Origin of the sequence: Saccharopolyspora rectivirgula DSM 43747, from assembly GCF_000497205.1 — a bacterium.
GTDB classification, from domain to species: domain Bacteria; phylum Actinomycetota; class Actinomycetes; order Mycobacteriales; family Pseudonocardiaceae; genus Saccharopolyspora; species Saccharopolyspora rectivirgula.
The window spans coordinates 1-24,573 of record NZ_AYJW01000060.1 but is presented as its reverse complement, the minus strand read 5'-3'; the positions used below and the strand labels follow the sequence as shown (position 1 = coordinate 24,573).

Here is a 24,573-nt window from a genome sequence, read left to right as displayed (position 1 = left end):
CCCCGCCGATGATCATGGCCAGGAACAGGACCTTCAGCGCCGACACCGCTTCCTCGCCGGTGAGCATCGAGTACAGCACGGTCAGCACCGCGCCGATCCCGACCCACACCGCGTACGCGGTGCCGATGGGCAGGTGCCGGGTCGCGTAGGCCAGTCCGGCCATGCTCGCGGCCAGGGCCACGAGGAACACCGCGGACGGTCCGAAGCGGCTGAACCCCTCGGACCTGTCCAGCGCGGTGGCCCACACCGCTTCGAGGGCTCCGGAGAGCACCAGAACAATCCACGCCATCGCCGTCTCCAGGGCCGGTTCGGGCCCGGTTCGTTCGGAAGTCCTCTTCGGACCCTATTACCGGAGCAGCCGTCCCCGGTGCGGTGCCGGGAACGGCTGCTCGTGGCGCGGTGGACGGCTCAGAAGTCGGTGACGTCCCGCATCAGCTGCTCGAACGGGACCGGGTTCTCGAACGGGTCCGCCGTGGTCTTGGCGCGGCGGGCGGCCACCAGGTCGGCCAGTTCCGCCGCGGCCCGGTCGACGCGCTGGGAGAGGTCTTGCCCGGTGCCGCCGGCGCCCCAGTCCTCGGAGGCCGCGTACACCGCGGTCGGCACCACGACAGCCCGCAGGTAGGTGAACATCGGGCGCAGCGCGTGCTCGAGGACCAGGGAGTGGCGCGGGGTCCCGCCGGTCGCACCGAGCAGCACGGGGGTTCCGGTGAGCGAGTCCTTGTCCAGGACGTCGAAGAAGGTCTTGAACAGGCCGCTGCAGGAGGCGTTGAAGACGGGGCTCACGGCGATCAGCCCGTCGGCCCGGGCGACTTCGCCGAGCACCTCTTCGGCGTTGCCGGTGGGCACCCCGGTGAGCATGGCGTTGAGCACGTCGTGGGCGTGTTCGCGGAGCTCGACGACCGAGCTCTCGACTTCCACGTCCAATTTGCGCAGCGCCTGCTCGGTGGCGTCGGTGAGCCTGTCGGCGAGCATCCGGGAGGACGAGGGCTCGCCCAATCCGGCTGAAACCACCACCAGGCGTCGGGTGCGCATGCCGTTCGAACCTCCCGCTGCCGAAGGCCACCGCTGACACCAGGTGAACAAGCGTTGGACCGCGGCTTGTTCCACCGGGTGAAACATCTCTCCCCCGCGGGGGTGGTGGAAGGCCCCGCCGTTCGTCTTCTCGGTGGTGAAACCCCTGGTCGCGGCAGGGCGGCTGCAGGAGCACTCGATCAGGGAAATTTGTCGAGCCGGCCGCAGCGGTAGCGTCGATCTTGACGGCAGTGGCGTGATTCCCATTCCCCTGTTCCCCGCAGCACGCCACCGCCGTCACCGATCGACCGGGCGGTCACCGGCTCATAGCCCGGATTCCCGCAGCAGCTCCTGCAGCAGCGAGTTGAACAGCTCGTCGGCGTGCCGGAGGTCGAACGGGAACCGGCCGAACACCTCCAGGGCGACGTGCCCGTAGAGCCGGGCCCACCAGCGCAGCAGGTAGTAGACCGATTCCGGGCTGATCGCCTCGGCGGGCACGGTGATCCCCTCGGCGTCGAACGCGTCGGCCAGCGCGTTCTGGTAGGCCGACACGTCGGGCAGGTCCACCGGCAGCCGATCCGGGTGGAGCCGCACCGCTCCTTCCCGCATCAGCGGGGCCACTATTCCCAGGAAAACCCGGGCGAACTGGTCCTGCTGCCCGTCGTCCCCGGGTGGGGTGGCGAACACCAGGGCGAACTCCTCGGGGTGGTGCAGCGCCCAGCGGCGGAACTCCCAGCAGGCGGTCCGCACCTTCTCCGCCAGTTCACCGCTGGTGCGGCGGAGTTCGTGGTGCAGCTGTTCGGCCAGGTCGCTGCAGATGTCGTTGCACAGCGCGCGGAGCAGCTCTTCCCGGGAGCCGTAGTAGCGGTACAGCGCGGGGGCGGTGATGCCGAGCTCGCGGGCGATCGCCCGCAGGGTGACCGCTTCCCGGCCCTGCGTGGCCAGCAGGGTTCGCGCGTGCTGGCGGATCTCCTGTTCGGTGGCGGCGCGCAGTCGTTCGCGTCGAGTGACTTGCACCATTGGTCACTCCAGTGAGTGGGTCCGGGTGGGCTTCCGCCGTTACGCTGGTCACCAAGTTCTGTAAACGGTGTTTACCTTCGTGCACAGCGTTCACGCCACCGTAGCCGGGCGGGGCGCGCCGCCACCAGCACTGGAGGAACGCTCATGTTCGCGTCCTGGGGATCCGTTGCCCACCGGTACCGCAGGTGGGTGCTCTTAGCAGTCCTGCTGGCCGTCGCCGTGAGCGGCACCTGGGGTCTGGGCGTCTTCGATCGCATGGCCCAAGGCGGTTACGAAACCCCCGGAAGCGAAGCGGTCCGCGCTGGCGAGCTGGCCGAGCAGGCCGCCCAGGCCGGTGGTGATCTGGTTGTTCTCTACCAGGCGCCCGACGGCAGGACCATCGACGACCCGGAGATCGCCGCAGACATCAACCGAACGCTGGACGCTCTTCCGGGTGACGCGGTCGCCGGGGTCACCTCGTACTGGCAGATGCCCGTCCCGCAGCTGGTGAACCAGGACCGCACCGCCGGGCTGGCCACCATCGAGCTCACCGGGGACGACACCGCCAGCAAGCTGGACGCCTACGCGGAGATCGAGGAGTCGCTGGAGGTTCCCGGCCTGCGCACCCACGTGGCCGGGGAGATCCCGATGCAGCTGTCCATCGAGGAGCGGGCCAAGCAGGACCTGGTCCGCGCCGAGGCCATCTCCCTGCCGATCGTGCTGGTGCTGCTGGTGGTGATCTTCGGCGGTGTCGTGGCGGCCGCGATGCCGGTGGTCGTCGGCGGGCTGGCGGTGTTCGGCTCGCTCGGCCTGCTGCACCTGATCTCCCTGGTCACCGAGGTCAACGTGTTCGCCGTGAACGTGGCCAGCATGCTCGGCCTGGGGCTGGCCATCGACTACGGCCTGTTCATCGTCGGCCGGTTCCGGGAAGAGCTCGCCGCCGGGCGGCCCACCGGCGAAGCGGTCCGCCGCTCGGTGGCCAGCGCCGGCCGCACCGTCGCGTTCTCGGCGACCCTGCTGGTCATCGCGCTGGCCGGGCTGATGCTGTTCCCGCAGAGCTTCCTGAAGTCCCTGGCCTACGGCGGGGTGTCCTCGGTGGCACTGGCGGCGCTCATCTCGCTCACCCTGCTGCCGGCGCTGCTGGGCGTGCTCGGCCACCGGGTGAACAAGCTCGCGGTGCCGTGGCGGAAGAACCAGGCCGAGAGCAAGACCTGGTCCCGGGTCGCCACCGGCGTGATGAAGCGCCCGCTGCTCACCGCGGTGCCGCTCGTGGCGGTCCTGGTGCTGCTCGGCTCCCCGTTCCTGGACACCCAGTTCGGCACGCCGGACGAGCGGATGATGCCGGAGGGGGACGAGTCGCGGGTCGCGATCGAGGCGCTGCGGGAAGAGTTCCCGGCGATGAGCGACAACGGCATCCAGGTCGTCGTGCAGGGCAACCCCGGCCAGCACGACGTCCAGCAGCTGATCGCCGAGGTGGGCCAGCTGCCGGGGATCACCGGGGTCCAGCCGAAGGGCTCCGCCGACGGGGTGCTGGTGCTGAACGCGACGATCTCCGGCGACCCGTACGGGGACCAGGCCAAGGAGGCGGTGGAGCAGATCCGGGCGATGGACGAACCGCCCGGGAGCGAGGTGCTGGTCGGCGGGCTGACCGCGTTGAACCTGGACAGCCTGCACGCCACGGCCGAGAAGCTGCCGTGGGTGGCGGCCCTGCTGGTGGGGGCCACCCTGGTGCTGATGTTCTTCGCGTTCGGTTCGGTGCTGCTGCCGATCAAGGCCGTGGTGGTCAGCGCGCTCAGCCTCTCCGCCACCTTCGGCGTGCTGACCTGGGTGTTCGTGCACGGGCACGGTGCCGAGCTGCTCGGGGTCACCCCGAGCCCGATGGAGGTCGGCATCGTGGTGCTGATGGCGTCGGTGGTCTTCGGCCTGTCCACCGACTACGAGGTGTTCCTGCTGTCGCGCATGGTGGAGGCCCGCGCCAACGGGGCCACCACCCCGGACGCGGTGCGCACCGGGCTGGCCAAGACCGGGCGGATGATCACCGCGGCCGCGCTGCTGCTGATCGTGGTGACCGGGGCGTTCTCGATCTCCGGCATCGGCATGATGCGGTTCATCGGGCTGGGGATGATCTTCGCGCTCGCGCTGGACGCCACCGTGGTCCGCATGCTCCTGGTGCCGGCGTTGATCAGGATCATGGGCAACGCCGCCTGGTGGGCTCCCGGGCGGCTGCGGAAGTTGCAGCAGCGCGTGGGCGTTCAGGAAGCGGAGGAGCCCGAACGGACTCCGGCCGAGGTCCGGTAGTCGAACGAACTGGAGGTACCGATGGGCACCGCAGCGGAAGAGGTCGTGGTCTACACCCGGCCGGGCTGCCCGTTCTGCACGCTGCTGCGCCGCGGGCTGCGCAAGCGCGGACTGCAGTTCCAGGAGATCAACATCTGGCAGGACTCGGCTGCGGCGGCCGTCGTGCGCTCCATCGCGAACGGGAACGAGACCGTGCCCACCGTCGTGGTCGGGGAGTGGCGGGCGGTGAACCCGTCCGCCGACGAGGTGCTCGCCGCGGTGGCCGAGCACGCTCCCGCCCTGCTGCCGGGAGGGCGGACCGCGGGCTGACCGGCGGTCGCGGACGGAGCCGGGGCCAACCGCACGGGGGGCTTCACGGCTGGCCCCAGCAGGGTTGCGCCCGCCGGTGGCGCGAGTACCGCCGGGCGGCAACCTGACCAGTGTGACGCCGGAGGCCGCCGAAAAGATCCATCTTCACCAGAAGTTTACTCAGTCGGGTGGTTGGTGCCGGAAAAATCAGGTGCCCCTTCTCCAGCGCGGGGAAGGGGCACGGTTTTCGGGACGGATTCGCTCAGCCGGCCGCAGCCCAGGCCATCCGGTTCAGCCCGGCGGATTCGCCCAGGTCCGGTCGGGCCTTGCTGGTGTCCACCGGTTCTCCCGGCAGGCCTTCCGGCCCGGGTGCGGTGCCGTGCTCCGGCGGCGGCAGCCGGTCGGATTCCGGATGACCGGGTGTGGTGCCCGCCCCCCGGCCCGGGTCGGGCCGGGCGGCGAACAGCAGCTGCAACTCGACGAACAGGTCAGCGGTTTCGGTTTCCGCGATCGTGGGGAGGACGCTCAGTGCCATGTCCTTAGAGTGCGTTTTTGGCGAGTTGAGCAAATCCGTACGGCTACTCAGTTGCTACTTGGCAGTAACACCGTGTCGTTGCGTCATTCGGGGCAAGTAGGACCACGTTGATCACGCGCGGTGTTCGGACGTCCGGCAAAACAGGCCGCGCCGGGGTGCCGGGCCTACGATTTTCAGGGCAGGCCGAGACGGAAAGGTAAGGTCTGAACCATGTCGCGTTTGACGGGCGTCGGAGTCAGCCCAGGGCAGGCCTCCGGGCCGGTCGCCCGGGTCGCCGAAACGGTCCCCGAGCCGGCCAGCACTCCCGCACCTGCCGACCCCGCGGCCGAAGCGGCCCGCATCCAACCGGCCGCCCAAGCCGTCTCGGACCGGTTGTTCGAGCGCGCCTCCCGGGTCACCGGCGACGCCAAGACCCTGCTGGAGACCACCGCCGCGATGGCCATCGACCCGGCCCTGATCTCCGAGGCGGAACAGCTGGTCACCAGCCGGTCGCTGCCCGCTGCCCGCGCCGTCCACGAGGCCGCTGCGAAGTTCACCGAAGCCCTCCGCGCCGCCGGCGGTTACATGGCCGAGCGCGTCCGGGACGTGCAGGACGTGCGCGACCGGATCGTCGCCGAACTCCTCGGGCTCACCCCGCCCGGCGTGCCCGACCTCACCGAACCCTGCGTGCTGGTGGCCCGCGACCTGGCACCCGCCGACACCGCCGACCTGGACACCAGCCTGGTGCTCGGGCTCGTCACCGAAGAAGGCGGTCCCACCAGCCACACCGCGATCCTGGCCCGCTCCCTGGGGATCCCGGCGGTCGTCGGCGTCCGCGGCCTGCTCGAGCTCTCCCCGGTCATGGCGATCAGCCTCGACGGGGACACCGGTCTCATCGAGGCCTCCAGCGTCCCGCTGCCGGTCCGGGCCAGCGAGCGGAGCACCGCCACCTCGTGGCAGGGCGAAGGCGCGACCGCCGACGGGCACCGGATCAAGGTCCTCGCCAACGTGGGGGCCGCGGTCGACGCCCGCACCGCCGCCTCCGCCGGCGCGGAAGGGGTCGGGCTGTTCCGCACCGAGTTCTGCTTCCTCGCCGCTGACCGCGAACCCGACGTCTCGGCCCAGCGCTCGGCGTACGCCGCGGTGCTGGCCCCGTTCGCCGACAAGCCCGTGATCGTCCGAACCCTCGACGCCGGGGCCGACAAGCCGCTGCCGTTCCTGGCCATGGGGGCCGAGCCGAACCCGGCGCTCGGCGTCCGCGGCCTGCGGATCTCCCAGGAGAACCCCGACCTGCTGGAGCGGCAGCTGGAAGCCGTCGCCGCCGCCGCGTCCGATTCCGGCGCCGACGTCTCGGTGATGGCCCCCATGGTCTCCACCGCGGAGGAAGCCGCCTGGTTCGTCGAACGCGCCAAGGCGGCCGGCATCGACCGGGCGGGCGTGATGATCGAAGTCCCCGCCGCCGCGCTGACCGCCCGCGAGGTCCTGCGCGAGGTGGACTTCGTCAGCCTCGGCACCAACGACCTCGCCCAGTACCTGTTCGCCGCCGACCGGATGGCCGGGGCGCTCGCCGAGCTCAACGACCCCTGGCAGCCCGCGCTGCTGCGGCTGATCGCCGAAGTCGGGCGGGCCGGGGCCGAACTCGGCAAACCCGTCGGGGTGTGCGGGGAAGCAGCTGCCGATCCGCTGCTGGCCGGGGTGCTGGTCGGTCTGGGGGTCACCAGCCTTTCCATGGGCGCCACCGCGATCCCGGCGGTGGGGTCCGCGCTGGGCGAGCACCCGCTGCAGACCTACCAGGAGACCGCCCGCGAAGTGCTCGAAGCCGCTTCCGCCCGGAAGGCCCGGGAAATCGCTCGCGCCAGGCTCCGCCCCTAGCCGTCACTCCCGGTCGAGGCCGTGCTCGATGGCGTACCGCGCCAGTTCCACCCGGTTGTGCAGCTGCAGTTTGCGCAATGTGGACTGGACGTGGTTCTCCACCGTGCGGTGGGAGATCACCAGCCGGTTGGCGATCTGCCGGGCGGTCAGCCCTTTCGCCACCAGCCGCAGCACTTCCGTCTCCCGCTCGGTCAACTGCGGGGTTTGCGGGCCCGAATCCGGGGCTTCGGCCATCCGGCGGTACTCGCCCAGCACCAGGCCGGCCAGTCCCGGGGTGAACACCGCGTCCCCGGCGGCGGTGCGCTGCACCGCGTCCACCAGCTCCTCCACCGAAGCCGACTTCACCAGGTAGCCGGAAGCGCCGGCCTTCACCGCCTCCAGCACGTCCTTGTGCTCCCCGCTGGCCGACAGCACCAGCACCCGGGTGCCCGGGACTTCCTGGGTGATCTGCCGGGTCGCGGTGACCCCGTCGGTGTCCCCCAGGTTCAAGTCCATCAGCACCACGTCCGGCTTCACCGTGCGGGCGATCCGCAGCGCCGCTGGCGCGTCCCCGGCCGTGGCCTTCACCTCGAAGCCGCGCTCGCCGAGGTCCCGGGCCACTCCGTCCCGCCAGATCGGATGATCGTCGACCACCATTACCGACACCGGCGGCTCAGTCATGCTTGCCTCCTTTGCGCTGCTTGACGGGCCGGGGCACCCGGATCTCCCACTCGGTCCCCTCCCCCGGAGCCGTTTCCAGATCGATCGTCCCGCCCAGCTCCTGGACCCGACCGCGGATCGACTTCACGACGCCCATTCGGCCCTCCGCGGCGGCCTCTTCCAGCCGACCGGGCGGAATTCCCGGACCGTCGTCCCGGACGCTCAGCACGATCTCCTCGGGCAGCTCCTCCAACAGCACCCAGGCGTGGGCCGACGGGCCGGCGTGCCGGTCCACGTTGAGCAGAGCTTCCCGGACTATCGCGAACAGGTCCGAGCACATCGGTTCCGGGAGCTGCACCGGCTCCCCGGGCACCGACACCTGGACCCGGTCCGTGCGCAGCACCTGCAGCCGCGCGGCCAAGTCGGTCTCCTCGGCGGAAGCCGGATCCTGCGGAGTGGTCGCGATCAGCGCGCGCAGCGCGCTCTCCTGCTCGCCGGCGAGCTTCGCCAACTCGGCCGCCTCCCCGCCGAGCTGGCTGCCCTGCTGCCGGACCCGGGCCAGCACCTGCAGCACGCTGTCGTGGATGGACCTGGCCAGCCGCTCCCGCTCCGCGGTGGCGGCTTCCGTGCGCAGCGCCCGGGCCAGGCGTTCGGTCGAGCGGCGGGCGGTGTCCGAGGCCAGACCGATCACGATGCCCACTCCGATCAGCAGCACCGTGTCCATCCAGATGTCCGAGCCGATGTACCACCGCAAGGCCACGTTCGACGCGGCCGCGAGAGCTCCCGACAGCAGCCCGCCGAGCAGCCCCCACTGGGCGGCGGCCGCGGTCACCATCGTCGAGTGCCAGATGGACGGGACCGTCGGCAGCCCGTGCAACATCTGCTCCTCGGTGAGGATCCACTCGTTGGGCAGGTAGAGGGCCGTCACCACGGCCACGTCGATGGCCACCAAGCGGTCGGTGCGGCGCTCCCGCTTCCAATAGCGCCACACCGTGAAAGCCGTCCACAGGCCCACCAGGACGAGGTCTGCGACCGCCAGCCACGGCCGGGCGTAGTCGTCGAACTGCACGACCACCCAAACCGCCGCGTAGCAGAAGGAGACGACGCGGAAGAGGTTGTGCCCGCGCCATAGCGGTGTGCGCCCGTCGGCCACCCGGGGCTCGTTCGGCGTTGTCTGCGGTGCCACTGATCGTTCCCTCCCGGACCAACATCCTGCCCCACGTGTCGCCGAAGGCGGAGACCGCCGGAATGGGCACGCAGCGTGTTTGTGATCACCAATCAGGTTGACCCGAATGGCGGGGAGGGGCTTGCTTTTTCCGGCCGTCGAGGTGTGCCAGGCTCCCGTTGCAGTCGGACTGGAGGTGATCGCCGTGGCGGGATGGCTGCTGTGGCGGTTGCGGCCGGCGGCGATTGCGTACCTGCTCGCAGTGGAGGCCACCGCTGTCCTGGCCGTCGTCGTGACGATCGCGACTCAGCCCCGGCCGCAGTCGGCGGAATTGCGGATGTTCGGGTACCTCGCGGTCACCGCGGGCGCTGCCATCGTGATCTCCGCGATCTCGATCACCATGCGCCGGCGGTACCGGCGCAATCCGTGGACCCTGCACATCGCCTACCTGAGCGCCGGCACCCTCACCCTGCCGCCGAACCTGCTGGTGCTGCTGCTGCTCGGCCCCCTCCTGCACGGGGTGCTGGAGGACCGCCCGCAGCTGCACCGCTGGCTGTTCACCAGCGCTGCCACCATGCTGGCCGCGTTCGCGGCGAGACTGGTCATGGGTTGGGAAACCCCGCGCTGGACCCCGGTGTTCTTCCTGCTCGGCGGCGCGGTGCTGCTGTTGACGCGAGCGGTGCTGGTCGCCGTCGGACTGCGGCTGCGCAATCCGGGTGCCGCCCGCGACGAAGTGCTCGGCGAGCCGATCGACGTGCTGTTCGGGATCGTGGCGGCCAGCCTCGGCGGGCTGCTCGGGGTGGCGATGGCCGCCGAACCCAGCGGGGCGCTGCTCGCCGGCCCACCGCTGATCCTGCTCGACCTGGCCAGCCAGCTGCCGCAGTGGCGCCGCTCGGCGCAGCGGGACGGCAAGACCGGGTTGGCGAACCTGGCGCACTGGGAGAACCTGGCCCGCGACGAACTGGCCCGGGCCAACAACCGGGGCCAGCCGGTGGCGGTGCTGGTGCTGGACCTGGACCACTTCAAGCGGATCAACGACCGCCTCGGGCACCTGGCCGGGGACGCGGTGCTGGTGGCGATCGCGGTGATGCTGCGCGACTGCGTGCGCAAAGAGGACATCGTGGGGCGGTTCGGCGGCGAGGAGTTCGTCGTGCTGCTCCCCGGCGCGGACAGCGCCACCGCCCGCACCGTCGCGGACCGGATCCGGACCACCACCGAATCGCTGTCCGTTCCGGTGCGGGACACCGGTGGGAAGCAGCGCCAGTTGAGCGGGTTGACCGTGAGCATCGGGGCAGCGGTCAGCACCAGGTACGGCTACGAGCTGACCGATCTGCTGGCCGCGGCCGACGCCGCGCTGCTCGCCGCGAAGGAGGGCGGTCGCAACGCGGTTGCCGTGGCCTAGTCCTCGTCGCGCCGCTCCTCGTCGTCGGACCGGTCCTCCTCGCTGTCCTCATCGGACTGCCGAGGTTCCCGCGGTTCCGCGGCCGCGGCGGTCGCTTCGCCGGTGGCGGGCTCCTCCTCCAGCAGCGACCGGATCGCCGAGTTCAGCGTCGCCACCGTGGGAACCGCCAGCAGGGCGCCGACGATGCCGGCGACCACCGCGCCGATGCTGACCGCCAGCACCACCGCCAGCGCGTGCAGCTTCACCGCGCGGCCGAGCAGCAGCGGCTGCAGCACGTTGCCCTCCAGCTGCTGCACCGCGAGCACCACGCCGACCACGATCAGGGCGACGATCCAGCCCTTGGTCACCAGCGCCACCAGCACGGCGACCGCGCCGGAGGCCACCGCGCCGATGATCGGGATGAAGCCGCCGAGGAACACCAGCGCCGCCAGCGGAACCGCCAGCGGAACCCCGAGGATGCCCAGGCCGAGACCGATGCCGACCGCGTCCACCACGGCGACCAGCGCGGTGCCGCGGACGAAACCGATCAGCGAGTCGAAGGCGCGGCAACCGGCGAGGTCCACCCGGTGCCGCACGTGCTTCGGGGCGAGCTTGATCAGGAACAACCACAGCCGGCGGCCGTCGTAGAGGAAGAAGATCAGGGTGAACAGGGCCAGCAGCAGGCCGGTGAGGAAGTTGCCGAAGGTCGTCGCGGTGGCCAACGACCAGCTGGTGATCTGGGCCTGGTTGCGCTGCAACCACTGCTGGGCCTGGTCCAGGTACTGGCCGAGCTGCTGGTCGGTGAGGTGCAGCGGGCCGGTCGCCAACTGCTCGCGCAACGTGTTGATGCTTCGGATCACCTGCTGCTGCAGGTCGGGGAAGCCCTGGATGAAGGCGTTGATCACGAACGTCAGCACGCTGCCGACCGCGGCCAACCCCCCGACCATCACCACTACCGTGGCCAGGGCGCGGGGGACCCCGTGCCTGGCCAGGAACCCCACCGCGGGGCCCAGCAGCGCTGCCAGCAGCAGTGCGATGGCCACCGGGATCACCACGACGAACAGTCGGGAGATGATCTGCCCGAGGACGAAGATCGCTCCGCAGATCACGAGGAAGCGCCAGCTCACCGCGGCGGAAACGCGTAGCACCGGCGGCAGGGAACTGGCTGCGTCATCCGTGGCGGTGATCTTGTAGTTGCTCACCATGCCACCGTATCGCCTGTCGCGCCCGGGCAGCTGAATCGAACACGGGCTGAGACCGGCCAGTGACCAGTAACACGATGTAGGGATCTTGCTACCGCACGTATACCCAAAATCCGGTGGCTTTGGAAGAGTTCGCGTCGGCGACCGTCGAGCTGTTAGTGGGGAGTCGCTGCACAGCCAAGGGGGTTCCGGCACCGGATGTCGCGCACAGTCCGCACGACCATAGCCAGCCGCACACGACGGCTGCTGACTCGCGCGCTGGTCATCGCGGGTGCGACGGTTGCTGGAACCTCCGCGGCGTGGTTGCTCGGGGACAGCAGTTCGGCGGATGTCACCGGAACACCGGCAGTCGAGTCGTCCATTTCGGAGGGACGGTGGGTCGGACCGGAACCGTCGGACTCCCCGGTGGTCCCGCTGCGCCCGCTGCAGCGGACCGGGGAGGAACCAGTCCGGCAGGTGTCCCCCAGCCCGGCTCCGAACACCGGGTTCCTCCGGAATTCGGCTGCCGGTCCAGGAAGGACCGGGGTCGCCGCGCCGGTGTCGTCCGCTGCTCCCGTCCCGGTGCAAGCAGGGCCGGGCACCGCGCTCACCGGACACCAACTCCCTGACTGCCCGCGGGCCGGGAGCACGCCCCCCGCTGCACCGTCGGGAACCACCGGCGCGGCGGCACCGGCCTCGCAGCTCGGTGGCGCAGCCGATGCGGCTCCGTGCGCCAGCGGCCACGGAGCGGCCGCCACCTGCAAGCAGGTCACCGAGCCCCTGCCCGAGCAGGTCATCGGCGGCCGCCAGCTCCCAGCGGCACCTCCTGCCGGGGAGCGCGCCCACCGGTGCCCGCTGCTCGGAATACCGGCGCCGCAGCCGGGCACCACCCCCGACTGATCCCGAGAGTTCGCAGCGGGCAGCCGCGCGTCCGCGTCCTGCCCGGCCACCGGCGTCCCCCGTGCGAAGGCGCCGGACCTCCCGCATCGCCACGAAGCACCCCGAAGGAGAAATCCATGCAGACATGGGCCAGGCGCGGTGTGCAGGCCGCGCTGGTCACGGGTGGCGTGCTGGCCGTGGGCAGCGGCGTTTCCACGGCTGGCGAAACCCGTACCGACCAACCCACCACGCCCCTGGGAGAGCTCCCCCCGGACTTCGGCACCGGGGGTTACGGCTGGCACGGAACCCGGTTCACCGGGGAGCTGTTCACCGGCGAAACCGGCGGCCGGCACGGCGAGCCGGCCGGTGGGCCCAGCGCACCTCCCCGGCGCAGCAGCGCGGAACCGCGGGCCGTGCTGGACGAGGAGCCCACCGAGGAGATCCCGGTGCTGCGCGAGCAGCACTGGCTGGACCCCCAGTCCAAGCACGCCAAGCGCGAGCCGGTCGCCCAGGTCCGCTCCCTGCACCTCGCCGGTTGGGTGGCCGACATCCAGCCGGGCCGGCACGCCGCCGACGCGCCGGCCATCGGAACCCCGGCCGAAGGCTTCCACCGCTCGCTGAGCTGGTCCGGGCCGATCGGCGAGGTCGTCACCGCCGGGCGCCCCGCGAAATCGCCCGCGCACCGGGGCGCTCCGCGGCAGGAGGGCCTGCTCGCCCCCGAGCCCGGGTTCACCGGGTTCACCGGGTTCGCCGGTGCGGAGGAGCCCGCTGGCGAGCGGAAGTCGGCGTCCGGCGGTGCTCAACCCCTGTTGCTGGCGGAGGACGTCGACCTGACCTCCGCGGAAGTGCCCAGTTTGCGCAGCAAGCTCATCCCGGTCCCGGACGAGGCGCTGCGCGCCGCGCTGCGGGAGATCAGCCGCGAATTCCCCGAGAACAAGACCGATCCGCTGGAGATCCCCGGCGAGCACCACCTCGCGGTCACCGAGCTGCCGGAGCTCCCGGTGCCCCTGGGGCTGGTGCGGGAGGCCAGCGGCACCGGCCCGCCGATGGAGGCGTTCGGCGATGCCCGGACCAGTCGGATCGCCACCGCCCTGCTCGGCACCGAATCCACCACTGTGGACAGTCTGGTTCCCGCGCCGCCGCGGCAGCAGCCGCGACCGCCGGGAGCGGACCGGCCGGCCAGGAGCGCGCCGCCGCGGCCGCAACCGGCGCCGATCCGCCGGACCGCCGGCGGACCGCTTCCGCTGGCGACCGATGCGCTCCCGCCGCTGGACGCGTTGGAGGAGCAGACCCGTCCGCTGCCGCGGGTGCCGGCCAGCGAGCTGCTGGCGAACGCGGACACGGTGGTGTTCGAGCGGATCTGACCCTCGAGCACGGGCATTCCACCGGGGTGGGAGCGAGCGGCTCCCACCCCGGACGCGCGCTGTCCACCTGCGGCGCAGGTCGGCGTGAGCGGGTGATCCGGTTGGGCCCGGAGTGTCGAAACCGCGTGATGCGTGCCCCGACGGCGAACATCCGCAGCGGATCAACCCGCTCGGAAAGCCGGTGACCCGGCGCTCCCCGGAGAACCACACGCCGATCGAAATGGACTTGTGAGGTCATGAACTACTTCGAACTGCCCGAGTTCGCCGGCATCTACCTCGAGGACAGCTACGTCCTCGGCATAACCGAGGAATCCGGGGTGTTGGAGTTCAGCGTGGACTTCGTGCTCACCGAGTCGCACCCGAGATATCGGCCTCCGCGGCCAGGCGAGCAGAACTGCTACGTCACCGGGGCGCTGACGTTCGAGGCCGGGGCCAAGGTCGAGTGGATCGAACGCACTGGCCAGGTCTACACCGACGCCGCTGGCGAAGAAGACCTCGGCAACATCGACTACCTGCTGCTGGAGGACGGTCACTGGCGTGCTGGTGGCGACTGGGGCGAAGTCGTCGTCCACACCGACCGGCCACCGCGGGTCACCCTCGACACCTGACCCGCTCGCACCCAGGCCCCCTCGCAACAGCGCTGGTCGGCGCGCCCCAGCGCAGTGTCCGGTGGAAGCGAGTTCCGATCGGGACGTGCCCGGACGCGCGTGCGCGGTCAGGTGGTCGGAGCGATCCGGGCGGTCGGTGCACGAATCCCACCCCCGGACGCGCACGGGCCCCTGGGCGAGACGTCGCCCAGGGGCTCCGTCATGCCGTGCCGCGGTCGGTCAGGACTCGGCGAGGGCGCCGAGCTCGGCGAGGCGGGCGCGGCAGTCGGCGGCGAGCTCGCGGGTGAGCTCCCCGGCACCGCGCAGCCGCGTGAAGGAGCCGACGACCTGGCCGATGAAGAACGATTCGAGCTGCTTGGCGCCTTCGTGCCCCTGCTCGGCGGCGGCGTCGATGCGGTCCCACGCCTCGAGGGTGAGCATCATCTGCAGCGGCATGGGCAGCGGTTCGGGGCTGCCGGGTTCGGCCCACTCGTCGTGCCAGGCGCTGCGCAACTGGCGCGCGGGTTTGCCGGTCCGGGTCGGGGAGCGCACCGTGTCGCCGCTGCCGGCGGCGAGGAACTTCTCCTTGACCGCGCGCGGGGCGATGTCCTCGTGGGTGCTCAACCAGACCGAGCCGCACCACACCCCGGCGGCGCCGAGGGCGAGCGCCGCGGCGATCTGCCGCCCGGAGGCGATGCCGCCCGCGGCGAGCACCGGCACGTCGCCGGCGATGTCGACGATCTCCGGGGTGAGCACGGTGGTGGCGATGGTGCCGGTGTGGCCACCGGCTTCGGTGCCCTGCGCCACGAGCATGTCGACGCCGGCGGCGAGCTGGCGCTCGGCGTGCTCGCGCTTGCCGACCAGGCTGGCGACCACGACGCCGTTCTGCTGGGCGCGCTCGACGAGGTGCGGCGGTGGGGTGCCGAGCGCGCTGGCCACCAGTGAGATCCGGTGCGAGAAGGCCACGTCCAGCAGCTGCGGCACCAGGCTGGCGTCGGCGTTCACCCCGTCGCCGGAGGAGCGCGCTCCGGTGGGCAGCGGCGGGATGCCGTAGCGCTCCAGCAGGTCCGCGACGAACTCGAGGTGCTCTTCGGGGATCTGGGCGCGCAGGCTCGCCGCCAGGTCGTTCGGGTCGCCCTGCACGGCCTTGTTCGGCACGAGCAGGTCGATGCCGTAGGGGCGGTCGCCGACCTGCTCCTCGATCCAGGTCAGCTGGGCGTCGAGCTCGTCGGGCTTGTAGGCGGTTGCGGCGAGCACGCCGAACCCGCCGGCCTTGGAGACTTCGGCGACGACGGCGGGAGAGCGGTTGAACCCGACGATCGGGTGCTCGACGCCGAGCATCTCGGTCATCTTCGTGCGCATGGCAACTCCTTGTGCGAGGTGGAGCCCCGACAAGGGTGCGCGCGACGGGGCGGTGCCGGTACCCCCGTTCCGGTTCGTCACCCCGGTGGCGGAGTCCGCGGGCGCGGTCGTCCGAGGACATCGCGCCACTCCTCTCCCCGGACGGCCCCGTCTGCGGGTGCGCCCGGGCTGTGCTGCACGGAACTCGTCCAGCAACGAGGGGTGCGGCGTGGAGCAGGTCGAAGCGCCCGCTGCGGGACGCCCGCGCGACCCGGAGGTGGACCGCAAGATCGCCGAGGCGGCGATCTTGCTCTTCGGCGAACGGGGCTGGGCGGGCTTCAGCGTGGAAGCGGTGGCCAAGCGCGCCGGCGTCGGGAAGGCGTCGATCCACCTGCGCTGGTCGTCCAAATAGGACTTGTTGCTGGGGCGCTCCGGCAGCACGTCCCCGGGGTGACCGCGGTCGAGGCGAGCACCGTGCACGAGGAGCTCGAGCAGCTGGCCTCGCAGCTGGTGGCGAACTACCCGGGCGACGGTTGGCGCGCGGCGCTGCGGATCGCGCTGGAGGCCGACCGCATCCCCGGGGGCGCCGAGCACTGGGCCGAGATCCGGCAGTCGCAGGTGCGCGCGGCGCGCGCGATCGTCCGCCGGGCCGTCGAGCGCGGCGAACTGCCCGCGGGCACCTCGGTCGCGCTGCTGCTGGACGCGCTGGCGGGCGCGGTGATGAACCACGTGCAGACCGTGCCCGAGTCGAAGCGGGAGGAGCTGCGGACCGGGGCCGACACCTGCGTGCGGCGCCTGGTCGACTTCCTGCTGGCCCGCGTGGACCCGCCGCGGAGCTGGCCCCGTGCCGCCCGGCGGGACGGCACGGGAACGGGATCAGCGGTTGCGCCACACCGGTTCGCGCTTCTCGACGAAGGCGGTCACGCCTTCCACCATGTCCTGGCTGAGCACCAGCTCGTCGAGGGCGTCGGAGGGGTGCTCCACCGCGTCGACGGTGTCCGCGATGCCCTGGGTCTCGTTCATGATCTGCAGGGACACCCGCACCGAGGTCGGGGAGCCCTCGAGGATCTCGGCGGCCAGCGCGCGAGCCCCGTCCAGCGCGCCGCCCGCTTCGGTCACGCGGTTGACCAGGCCGCGGGAGGCGGCTTCGGCGGCGCTGAGGCGCCGGCCGGTCAGGATCATCTCGGTGGCCAGCTTCTGCGGCAGCGCCCGCGGGAGCCGGACGAGGCCCCCGGCGGCGGCGACCAGGCCGACCTTGACCTCGGGGAGGGCGAACTGGGCGGTCTCGTCGGCGACGACGAGGTGGCAGGCCAGGGCGATCTCGAAACCGCCGCCCACGGCGAACCCGTTGACCGCGGCGATGACCGGCTTGGTCATGTCGCGGCGGCTGGTCAGCCCGCCGAAGCCGCTCTTCGGGGTCCACACCGGCTTGCCGGACGCCGAGTAGCGGAGGTCGTTGCCGGCGCAGAAGGCCTCGTCCCCGGCGCCGGTGATGATCGCGACCCGCAGCTCGGGGTCGGCGAAGTAGGCGTTGAAGATCTCGTCGAGCTCCTCGTGGGCCGGCGGGTGCAGGCTGTTGCGGGATTCCGGTCGGTCGATCGTGATCTCCAGCAGGTGCCCGTCGCGGTGGACCCGCACGAACTCGTGGTCGTCGTGCAGGACGGCGGGTTTGGGCGGGAACAGCGCGTTCATCCGCTCCTCGGTGGTGGTGACCCGGTTGCCGAACCCGAACGAGCGGACGTGGACCCGGGCGCCGATCGGCTCGCCGGTGGAGAGCAGGTCGAGCATCTCCTCGTCGCCGTCCTGGGTCCTGGCGATGAACCGGCGGTCGTCGGCTTCGAGCCGGCCGATGACGATGCCGGTGCGGGTGCCGTCGCGGCCGTGCTTGACGGTGCAGGTCTCGATCGTCGCCCACCCGTCGGCCCGGATCGCTTCTTCGGGCGCCGGCCAGGAGTCGATCTCGGCCTGCAGGGCGGCGCTGTTGTCGGGGCGCCACTCCGTCGGGGTGGTCGAGTAGATGCCGACGGAGTACTTGCTCATCGCCCCGCCGTTGGCGCCGACGAACCCGAAGGTGCCGGGGTTGGCGCGCATCCGCTGCACGGTTTCGGCGATGGCGTGCATCGAGTAGTTGTTGCCCGCGCCCCCGAAGAACGGCAGCCCACCGGTGACGGTCAGTCCGCGCGGGTCGTCGGGGGACAGGCCGAGCCCGTCGCAGATGTTGAACACCGGGGCGGGGAAGCAGCTGTACAAGTCCAATGTGGATAAATCGGCGACGTCGATGCCGGCCACTTCGAGGGCGTGCCGGGCGGCCATGACCGCCGCGGGACTCCTGCTGAGGTCCTGCCGCTCCATGAGGTCGCGTTCCCGCAGATCGGCGTGGCCGTGCAGGAAGACGCGCTTCTCCGGTGGAACGCCGAGCCGATCGGCCGCGGCGACCGACATCAGCAGCACCGCAGCGCCCTGGTTGACCTTGTCCCGCGCGACGATGTAGCGGGTGTAGGGATCGGAGATCAGCCGGTTCTTCTCGGTGGGCGTCACCAGCTCCTGGGCGCTGCGCTCCACCGGCGCCGCCGCGTAGGGGTTCTTCGCGGCCACCTCGGTGAACGGAGCGAACAGCTCGCCCATCGCGGTGGCGTAGTCCTCGCGAGACATCCCGAGCCGGGCCCGGCGGGCGTTGTCGAACAACGCGTACTGGCTCGGCGGATCGGCGAGCCCGTGCATCATCTGGCGCTGGGACAGCAACCCTTTCAGGGCCCACCCGCGGTCTTCCAGGTCGCCGTCCACGTGCTCGGTGAAATCGGGCTTGTCCTCGGCCCGCGCGAAGTGCTCGACGGTCGAGATCGCCTCCGAGCCGAACGCGAGCGCGACCTCGGCGCCGCCTTCGGCGATCGTGCCCGCCAGCTCGGTGACCAGGTGCTGCGGCCCTTGCCCGCCGGTGACCTCCAGGATCGCCCGCCGCGGCGCGGCGCCGATGCGCTTGGCGACCGAGCGGGGGGAGTTGTTCGACCTGCCCAGCGGAGCCGTCGCGCCCGGCGTGGAGATCTCGAACTGGCGGATGCCCGCGACCGTGTCGATGGCCTTCGCGGCGACCTCCGGGGCGGTGCCGGTGTCGGCGAGCGCGGCCCGAGCCGCCTCGGCTGCGATGTCCACTGCGGATAGTCGTCGGTAGTCCGGGTCGTCGAGGCGTTCGGCGAACTGGCCCACGCCCACCAGGACGGGGGTGCGCGGATCGATGTCGTGGTTGCTCACGTGGCGCTCCTGTGCTCGGCGTTCGACGTTCCGGTGCGACCGAGCCGCACCGGGCCGGTGAGCGCGGTGCGAGCCGACCCCAGGGCGCGTTGGCCGGTTTCGAGGGTCTTGCCGCCCGGGTCACCGGCCCTTCCGGGAACATCCTGAACAGGAGCCGCACATTAATGGGAAATCCGTGCTGGCCGCTAGCAGTTCAGCAATCGGCACCGGTCTGGCGGAGCGGCGCGGTCGGAGCTGCTCGGGAACACCGGCGAGCGCCACCGCTCCGCCAGACCGGTGCCGCGTCGAAGACGGCCGGTGGCGGTGGGGGAATCGGGCGGACGCGCCTTCCCCCTCCGGCCTCTGGAAAATCCGTGGTCGGGGCCCGGGTCCTCAGCCGGCGGCTGCCGCCGCGGGGGCGGTGCTGGTCCTGCGGGCCTCCGGTTCGTCCGTCCGCTTCCTGGCGCGCCACCACAGCAGTGCCGCGTAGAGCAGGAACGCGACGCCGAAGTAGACGTAGGCGTTGCCGATCAGGTGCTCGAGGAAGTTCCACCGGAGTTCTTTGCCGTCTCCCTGCGGCACCTTCCAGTGCGGGCCCATCACGACGAAGCCGCTGATCATCGAGGTGGTCAGCAGCAGCCCCCAGTTCTTCGCCCGCAGCGCGTGCCCGGCCAGCAGCACCAGCGCGGGGATCCCCCACACCCAGTGGTGGGACCAGGAGATCGGGGAGACCAGCAGGGCCAGGATCCCGTTGATGGTCACCGCCATCGGGAGGTCCTTCTGCCGCAGCGCGTGCAGCATGCCGAGGACCGCGATCACCACGATCGCGATGGCCAGCAGCAGGAAGACGGCGGTCAGCCCGGGCACCTGGAGCTTGCTCAGCAGCGACCGCACCGACTGGTTGCCCGCGTAGGTGGACGCGTCCCCGGTGAACTTCGGCCCGAACGACACGTTGCTGGTGGCCAGCATCTCCTCCAGCCAGAACCGCTTGGCGTTGTCGAAGGTGACCAGGAAGCCCAGCAGCGCGGTTCCGGCGAAGGTCAGCAGGGCGGTGGCGGTGGTGCGGAAGTCCCGGCGCAGCAGGAGGAACAGCAGGAACGCCAGCGGGGTCAGCTTGATGCCGGCGGCGATGCCGATCAGCAGCCCGCGCGGGTAGGGGAGCTGCTTCGGGCCGTCGACCCGCCACAGGCAGTCCACCGCCACCAGCGCCATCAGCACGATGTTGATCTGGGCGTAGGTGAGGGTTTCCATCACCGGTTCGGTGATGGTGGCCAGCGGCAGCAGCACGGCGGTGAGCAGCACCACCTCCTCCCGGCGGCGGCGCAGGAAGGTGCTGGCGCCGAGCACGGTGTACAGCGTCGCGATCAGCGCGAGGTGGCTGATCAGCATGATCAACGCGGTGGACACCGTTTTGGGGACCAACGTCAGTGGGGTGAACAGGATTGCCGCGAACGGGGGGTAGATGAACGGGAGCTCGAGCCCTGATTCGGTGGCGGGCAGCTCGCCGTAGATGTTCTGGCCGGCCAGCAGCGCCTGCGCCCCGAGGCGGTACACCTCGCCGTCGATGTGGTCGTGCGGATTGATGGTCGAGACCATGATCAGGGCGAGCAGTTCGGCGACGACGGCGGCGCCGATCAACCCGCGATGCCGGCGGACCAGCTCCCCTGTCGTTCTCCGGTTCGGAACTGCATCCACCGACATATCACCGTCCCTCGTCGTGACAATCCGTCGCACAGCGTAGCGGTCGTTCGATGCGGGAACGCGACCCCGTTCCTCGCGCCCACGTGCTTTCACCTGGTCGAAGACATCTCCCGGCTCCGCCGGGTGACCTGCGAAAAGACGTTCGGCGAAGCGTGCACACTCAGTTATTCGGCGAGCACCAATACCACCGTTACGGGTGGCCGGGTCAGGCTTGAATTCCGCTGGTGTCGGAGGGGAGGCTCAAACGGACTGCTCCATTTGGTGGGGAGGAGGAGCCGAATGAGTGTCCTCGGTGTGACTGCACCGTCTCAGCTCGTGCCGGTGTGGGATGAGCTCATCACCGGGCTGACAGTTGGTGTGGTGCTCACCGACGAACGCGGCCAAGTGCTGGCCAGCAACGACGTGGCCGCGGACCTGATGCAGCTGGCCAAATCCGACCTCCTCACTGGTACCAGGCCGAGTGGCTGGCAGGTCCAGGACGACACCGGAGCGCCGATGCCGGATTGGTCCGAGATCGCCGGGCAGGTGCTGCGCGTGGGGTCGCCGCTGTCCAAGCCGATGACCATCGTGCGCAGCGGCCAACCGGTCAGCCGGGTGTGGGCGGACTACCACGCGGTCCGGGTGCAGGGCCGCAGGCGGGTGCTCGTCCTGCTGCAGCCGGTGCAGGGCGAGGTGTCGCACACCCGTGGCCTGATCGACCCGCTGACCGGGCTGCCGGGGCGCGTGCTGCTGCTGGACCGGCTCGAGCAATTCCTGACGCGCTCCCGCTGCCGCGGAACGCTGTCCACGCTGGTGCTCGTGGACGTGCAGCAGCTCGCCGCCTTCAACGCCCGGTACGGGTTCGAGCGCGGGGACGAGCTGTTGACCGTCCTGGCGGGGCGGCTGCGGGAAGGGCTCAGCGACGAGCAGACGGTGGCGCGCTACGGCGGTGACGAGTTCGCGGTGGTCGCGGAGCACCCGAACGGCACCGGTGAGGAAGTGGCGCAGCAGATCCGCTCCATCGTCGGCTGGCCGATGCGCATCAGCGGTGTCCGCGTCCGCCCGGTCCTGCGGTTCTCCTGGGTCACCACCGACGGGAACACGTCGGTGCACTCGGTGCTGGCCCGCGCTGAGCAGCAGCTCAGCCATTGAGGCGAGGACGGCGGACGGCCGTGCTGGCGGGCTCGACCCGGTGCTCCGCGCCTGCGCCGCCGATGTGAAGAACGGAGTGCTGCGGCGCGTGCGGCCACAGCACTCCGTCGAGGCGAGCGGGTACCGGGGCTCGCCGGCCCGGGCGGTCAGCGCTCGATCTTGCCGGCGATGAAGTCCTCGACCGCCTGGTAGGCCTCCGAGTCGGAGTACTGCACCGGCGGCGACTTCATGAAGTAGGAGGAGGCGGACAGCACCGGGCCGCCGATCCCCCGGTCCTTGGCGATCTTCGCCGCCCGGATGGCGTCGATGATGATGCCCGCCGAGTTCGGCGAGTCCCACACCTCGAGCTTGTACTCCAGGTTCAGCGGCACGTCACCGAACGCCCGGCCCTCCAGGCGGACGTAGGCCCACTTGCGGTCGTCGAGCCACGCCACGTAGTCGGACGGGCCGATGTGCACGTTCCGGCTGCCGAGGTCCCGGTTGACCTGGGAGGTGACCGACTGGGTCTTGGAGATCTTCTTCGACTCCAGCCGCTCCAGCTCCTTCATGTTCAGGAAGTCCATGTTGCCGCCGACGTTGAGCTGCATCGTGCGGTCCAGGTGCACGCCCCGGTCCTCGAACAGCTTCGCCAGCACGCGGTGGGTGATGGTGGCCCCCACCTGGGACTTGATGTCGTCACCGACGATCGGCACGCCGGCGTCGGTGAACTTCTTGGCCCACTTCGGGTCGGAGGCGATGAACACCGGCAGGGCGTTGACGAACGCCACCCCGGCGTCCAGGGCGCACTGGGCGTAGTAGCGGTCGGCCTCTTCGGAACCGACCGGCAGGTAGGACACCAGCACGTCGGCCTCGGTGTCCTTGAGCACCTGCACCACGTCGACCGGTTCCTCGTCGGACTCCTCGATCGTCTCCTGGTAGAAGCGCCCGAGCCCGTCCAGCGTGTGCCCGCGCTGCACGGTCACTCCCAGCGGAGGCACGTCACAGATCTTTATCGTGTTGTTCTCGCTCGCGACGATGGCCTCGGAGAGGTCCCGACCGACCTTCTTCGCGTCCACGTCGAAAGCGGCCACGAACTGCACGTCGCGAACGTGGTAGTCACCGAACTGGACGTGCATGAGCCCCGGCACGCGGGTGCCCGGGTCGGTGTCGGCGTAGTAGTGGACGCCCTGCACAAGCGACGCCGCGCAGTTCCCGACACCGACGATTGCTACTCGAACCGCCTTACCGGGACGATCTCCGCCCATGGCAGGGCCCTCCTTCTCGGTCATCTGTCGTGTCCTTAACACCTATCGCCCGCTGGCGTTGGGTTGGGCATCCGCGCCGGTGGGGAGCTGGGCCCGTTCGTGCTCGATGAATTCGTTGAGCCAGCGGACTTCCTGTTCGCTGTGCTTGAGCCGAAGTCGGTTCAGCTCGAGGATGTAGCGATCCAGCCGGTCACCGGCGCGGGTCAGCAGGGCGCGGATCCGCTCGCGACGCTCCTCCACGCGGCGTCGGCGGTTCTCCAGGATCCGCAGCCGGGTTTCCGCCGGGGTGCGGGAGAAGAAAGCCACGTGCACCCCGAACGTCTTGTCGTCGCAGGACTGCGGCTGGCAGTCGGTCACGAGTTCGGTGAACCGCTCCCTGCCAGCGGTTGTGATCTGGTACACGCGCTTGGTTCGCCGGTTCCACGTGTGCCCGTGCTGCGGGGATTCCTCGATCAAGCCCCGGTTCAGCAGTCGCCGCAAGGTCGGGTAGACCGTGCCCCACGACAGGGTGCGGAACGACCCGAGCGTTTCGTGCAGCTGTTTCCGCAGCTCGTAGCCGTGCATCGGGGTCTCGTGCAGCAGCCCGAGCACGGCCAGTTCGAGCACGTGCGACCTCCTCCTGAGCAAGATCACCGGCGATGTACGCGACAGCGGAGTATATCGCGTCGATATATCGATACGCTCGTTCACACCTGTGTTCCCCTGGCTGTTGTCTGTGAGCTGTGCTAACGCGTTAACGCTTCCCTGAACGGCGCATGGAGTACCGCTGACGGGCACGTACCCTGTGGAGCGTGCGGACCCAACGGCAAGTGGTCGATTACGCGTTGCAGCGCCGGTCGCTGCTCGCGAAGGTCCACTCTGGCCGAGTCCGGTTGGTGGAGGTCTGCGACGCCGATCCGTACCTGCTGCGAGCGGCGGAGTTCCACGGGGAGCCGAGCGACGTGCTGTGCCCGATCTGCCGGAAGGCACAGCTGACCTTCGTGTCGTGGGTGTTCGGTGACGAACTCAAGCACGCGTCCGGCTCAGCCAGGGGGCCGAGCGAGCTCGCCAGGATGGCGACCACGTTCAAGGAGTTCACGGTCCATGTCGTAGAGGTGTGTCGCACATGTAGTTGGAACCACCTGGTGCAGTCATATGTCTTGGGAACTGGCGGCTTGAACGGTGGCCGGTCCCGACGCAAGACTGCCGCAGAGTGAAGAATGGCTGTGACCCCGACATGGCCGCGCGCCCGGTGCGGCGCAACCCCGACTAGACCGCATCGCCGGCGTCCTTTAGGGCGCCTGTACCTGGAGGCCAACTCGTGAACGACGAGCGCGACGACCGATCAGGCCGCCCCCGAAGGCATCCGCAGCCTGGCGGTTCCCCGGAGAACCGGGGAGCTCCCCCGCCGCCGCAGCAGCCTCCCGGCAACCAGGGCCGACGGCCGCAGCCGCCCGGGCGGCAGGGTCCGCCGCCGCCAGGGCGCCCGGGACCCGCTCCGCGGCCCCCGGGGCCACCGCCGGGAGGACAACCGGGTGGTCCGCAGCAGCCGCCGCAGCGCCCCGGGGAAGGCACCCGGAGCGGTCAACCGCGCCCGGTGCCGCCGGAGGGGCAGCGCCCCACCGGCGTCTCCCGGCAGGGCAACCTCAACCCGCCGCCCGCCGGCCCGCCCGGGGACGACGCGCAGCGCACCCCGCCGGCGCCGCCGCGCGCCGGAGGGCCGGCGCGCCCCGAACGCCCGTCGAACGCCGGCGCGGAGAACGAGTCGCCG

The 24,573-nt window shown here is 70.8% G+C and carries 21 protein-coding genes and 1 pseudogene; 10 read left to right on the top strand and 12 right to left on the bottom strand.

Features of this window, described 5'->3' with window-relative positions; all coding sequences use genetic code 11:
* The 3 genes from SREC43747_RS0115285 to SREC43747_RS0115275 form a co-directional block, all read right to left on the bottom strand.
* On the bottom strand, positions 1-289 hold a 289-nt coding region (locus tag SREC43747_RS0115285), incomplete at its 3' end, for a DMT family transporter (protein WP_029722176.1).
* A gap of 119 nt (positions 290-408) precedes the next feature.
* Positions 409-1,032 (bottom strand): FMN reductase, encoded by a 624-nt coding sequence (locus SREC43747_RS0115280; protein ID WP_029722174.1) that lies wholly within the window; start codon positions 1,030-1,032, stop codon positions 409-411.
* A 303-nt stretch (positions 1,033-1,335) separates the two neighbouring features.
* A complete protein-coding gene (locus SREC43747_RS0115275) occupies positions 1,336-2,031 on the bottom strand; it encodes a TetR/AcrR family transcriptional regulator (RefSeq protein ID WP_029722173.1) in 696 nt (231 codons plus the stop codon).
* A gap of 189 nt (positions 2,032-2,220) precedes the next feature.
* Between SREC43747_RS0115275 and SREC43747_RS0115270 the strand changes: the two genes are divergently transcribed.
* Positions 2,221-4,308 (top strand): MMPL family transporter, encoded by a 2,088-nt coding sequence (locus SREC43747_RS0115270; protein ID WP_037332189.1) that lies wholly within the window; start codon positions 2,221-2,223, stop codon positions 4,306-4,308.
* A gap of 21 nt (positions 4,309-4,329) precedes the next feature.
* A complete protein-coding gene (locus tag SREC43747_RS0115265) occupies positions 4,330-4,617 on the top strand; it encodes a glutaredoxin family protein (protein ID WP_029722171.1) in 288 nt (95 codons plus the stop codon).
* 241 nt (positions 4,618-4,858) lie between these two features.
* On the opposite strand, the gene SREC43747_RS0115260 is transcribed toward SREC43747_RS0115265, so the two are convergent.
* A complete protein-coding gene (locus SREC43747_RS0115260) occupies positions 4,859-5,131 on the bottom strand; it encodes a hypothetical protein (protein ID WP_029722170.1) in 273 nt (90 codons plus the stop codon).
* Positions 5,132-5,341: 210 nt separating this feature from the next.
* Between SREC43747_RS0115260 and ptsP the strand changes: the two genes are divergently transcribed.
* Positions 5,342-6,982 (top strand): phosphoenolpyruvate--protein phosphotransferase, encoded by a 1,641-nt coding sequence (gene ptsP / locus SREC43747_RS0115255; protein WP_029722169.1) that lies wholly within the window; start codon positions 5,342-5,344, stop codon positions 6,980-6,982.
* A 3-nt stretch (positions 6,983-6,985) separates the two neighbouring features.
* On the opposite strand, the gene SREC43747_RS0115250 is transcribed toward ptsP, so the two are convergent.
* Together SREC43747_RS0115250 and macS are read right to left on the bottom strand one after the other, a co-directional pair.
* A complete protein-coding gene (locus SREC43747_RS0115250; RefSeq protein WP_029722168.1) occupies positions 6,986-7,642 on the bottom strand; it encodes a response regulator in 657 nt (218 codons plus the stop codon).
* Positions 7,635-8,807: a MacS family sensor histidine kinase gene (gene macS, locus SREC43747_RS0115245; RefSeq protein WP_152528431.1), complete on the bottom strand. Its 1,173-nt coding sequence runs from the start codon at positions 8,805-8,807 to the stop codon at positions 7,635-7,637. The genes SREC43747_RS0115250 and macS overlap by 8 nt, the downstream gene beginning before the upstream one ends.
* Positions 8,808-8,991: 184 nt before the next feature.
* Here macS and SREC43747_RS0115240 point away from each other — a divergent pair, with 184 nt between their 5' ends.
* On the top strand, positions 8,992-10,188 hold the full coding sequence (locus tag SREC43747_RS0115240) for a GGDEF domain-containing protein (RefSeq protein ID WP_236623211.1): 1,197 nt from the start codon (positions 8,992-8,994) through the stop codon (positions 10,186-10,188).
* Here the strand turns inward: SREC43747_RS0115240 and SREC43747_RS0115235 are convergent.
* Entirely contained in the window at positions 10,185-11,369 is a 1,185-nt protein-coding gene (locus SREC43747_RS0115235; protein ID WP_081722625.1) for an AI-2E family transporter, read from the bottom strand. The genes SREC43747_RS0115240 and SREC43747_RS0115235 overlap by 4 nt on opposite strands.
* Before the next feature lie 995 nt (positions 11,370-12,364).
* On the opposite strand from SREC43747_RS0115235, the gene SREC43747_RS0115225 reads away from it, so the two are divergent.
* Positions 12,365-13,591 carry a hypothetical protein gene (locus SREC43747_RS0115225; protein WP_152528430.1) on the top strand — a complete coding sequence of 409 codons (1,227 nt, stop codon included), beginning with the start codon at positions 12,365-12,367 and terminating at the stop codon, positions 13,589-13,591.
* A gap of 236 nt (positions 13,592-13,827) precedes the next feature.
* Positions 13,828-14,199: a hypothetical protein gene (locus SREC43747_RS0115220; RefSeq protein WP_029722162.1), complete on the top strand. Its 372-nt coding sequence runs from the start codon at positions 13,828-13,830 to the stop codon at positions 14,197-14,199.
* A 219-nt stretch (positions 14,200-14,418) separates the two neighbouring features.
* Here the strand turns inward: SREC43747_RS0115220 and SREC43747_RS0115215 are convergent, their stop codons facing one another.
* Entirely contained in the window at positions 14,419-15,540 is a 1,122-nt protein-coding gene (locus tag SREC43747_RS0115215; protein WP_029722161.1) for an NAD(P)H-dependent flavin oxidoreductase, read from the bottom strand.
* Between the two features lie 208 nt (positions 15,541-15,748).
* Between SREC43747_RS0115215 and SREC43747_RS21985 the strand changes: the two genes are divergently transcribed.
* Both SREC43747_RS21985 and SREC43747_RS22305 read left to right on the top strand, forming a co-directional pair.
* Positions 15,749-15,931 (top strand): helix-turn-helix domain-containing protein, encoded by a 183-nt coding sequence (locus SREC43747_RS21985; RefSeq protein WP_051388066.1) that lies wholly within the window; start codon positions 15,749-15,751, stop codon positions 15,929-15,931.
* A 38-nt stretch (positions 15,932-15,969) separates the two neighbouring features.
* Positions 15,970-16,254: pseudogene (locus tag SREC43747_RS22305) on the top strand (TetR/AcrR family transcriptional regulator C-terminal ligand-binding domain-containing protein); the annotation flags it as partial.
* 141 nt (positions 16,255-16,395) lie between these two features.
* On the opposite strand, the gene SREC43747_RS0115205 reads toward SREC43747_RS22305, so the two are convergent.
* Together SREC43747_RS0115205 and SREC43747_RS0115200 are read right to left on the bottom strand one after the other, a co-directional pair.
* Positions 16,396-18,768: an acetyl-CoA acetyltransferase gene (locus tag SREC43747_RS0115205; protein ID WP_029722160.1), complete on the bottom strand. Its 2,373-nt coding sequence runs from the start codon at positions 18,766-18,768 to the stop codon at positions 16,396-16,398.
* 372 nt (positions 18,769-19,140) lie between these two features.
* A complete protein-coding gene (locus SREC43747_RS0115200) occupies positions 19,141-20,448 on the bottom strand; it encodes a glycosyltransferase 87 family protein (RefSeq protein ID WP_051388064.1) in 1,308 nt (435 codons plus the stop codon).
* Between the two features lie 294 nt (positions 20,449-20,742).
* Between SREC43747_RS0115200 and SREC43747_RS0115195 the strand changes: the two genes are divergently transcribed.
* Complete coding sequence (locus tag SREC43747_RS0115195) at positions 20,743-21,579, top strand: GGDEF domain-containing protein (RefSeq protein ID WP_236623210.1); 837 nt, start codon at positions 20,743-20,745, stop codon at positions 21,577-21,579.
* Between the two features lie 146 nt (positions 21,580-21,725).
* Here SREC43747_RS0115195 and SREC43747_RS0115190 read toward each other — a convergent pair whose 3' ends face one another.
* Entirely contained in the window at positions 21,726-22,823 is a 1,098-nt protein-coding gene (locus tag SREC43747_RS0115190; protein WP_029722157.1) for an inositol-3-phosphate synthase, read from the bottom strand.
* 42 nt (positions 22,824-22,865) lie between these two features.
* Positions 22,866-23,429: a PadR family transcriptional regulator gene (locus tag SREC43747_RS0115185; protein WP_029722156.1), complete on the bottom strand. Its 564-nt coding sequence runs from the start codon at positions 23,427-23,429 to the stop codon at positions 22,866-22,868.
* Positions 23,430-23,614: 185 nt separating this feature from the next.
* Here SREC43747_RS0115185 and SREC43747_RS0115180 point away from each other — a divergent pair, with 185 nt between their 5' ends.
* Entirely contained in the window at positions 23,615-24,019 is a 405-nt protein-coding gene (locus SREC43747_RS0115180) for a DUF5318 domain-containing protein (RefSeq protein ID WP_029722155.1), read from the top strand.
* The last annotated feature ends 554 nt before the right edge of the window (positions 24,020-24,573 follow it).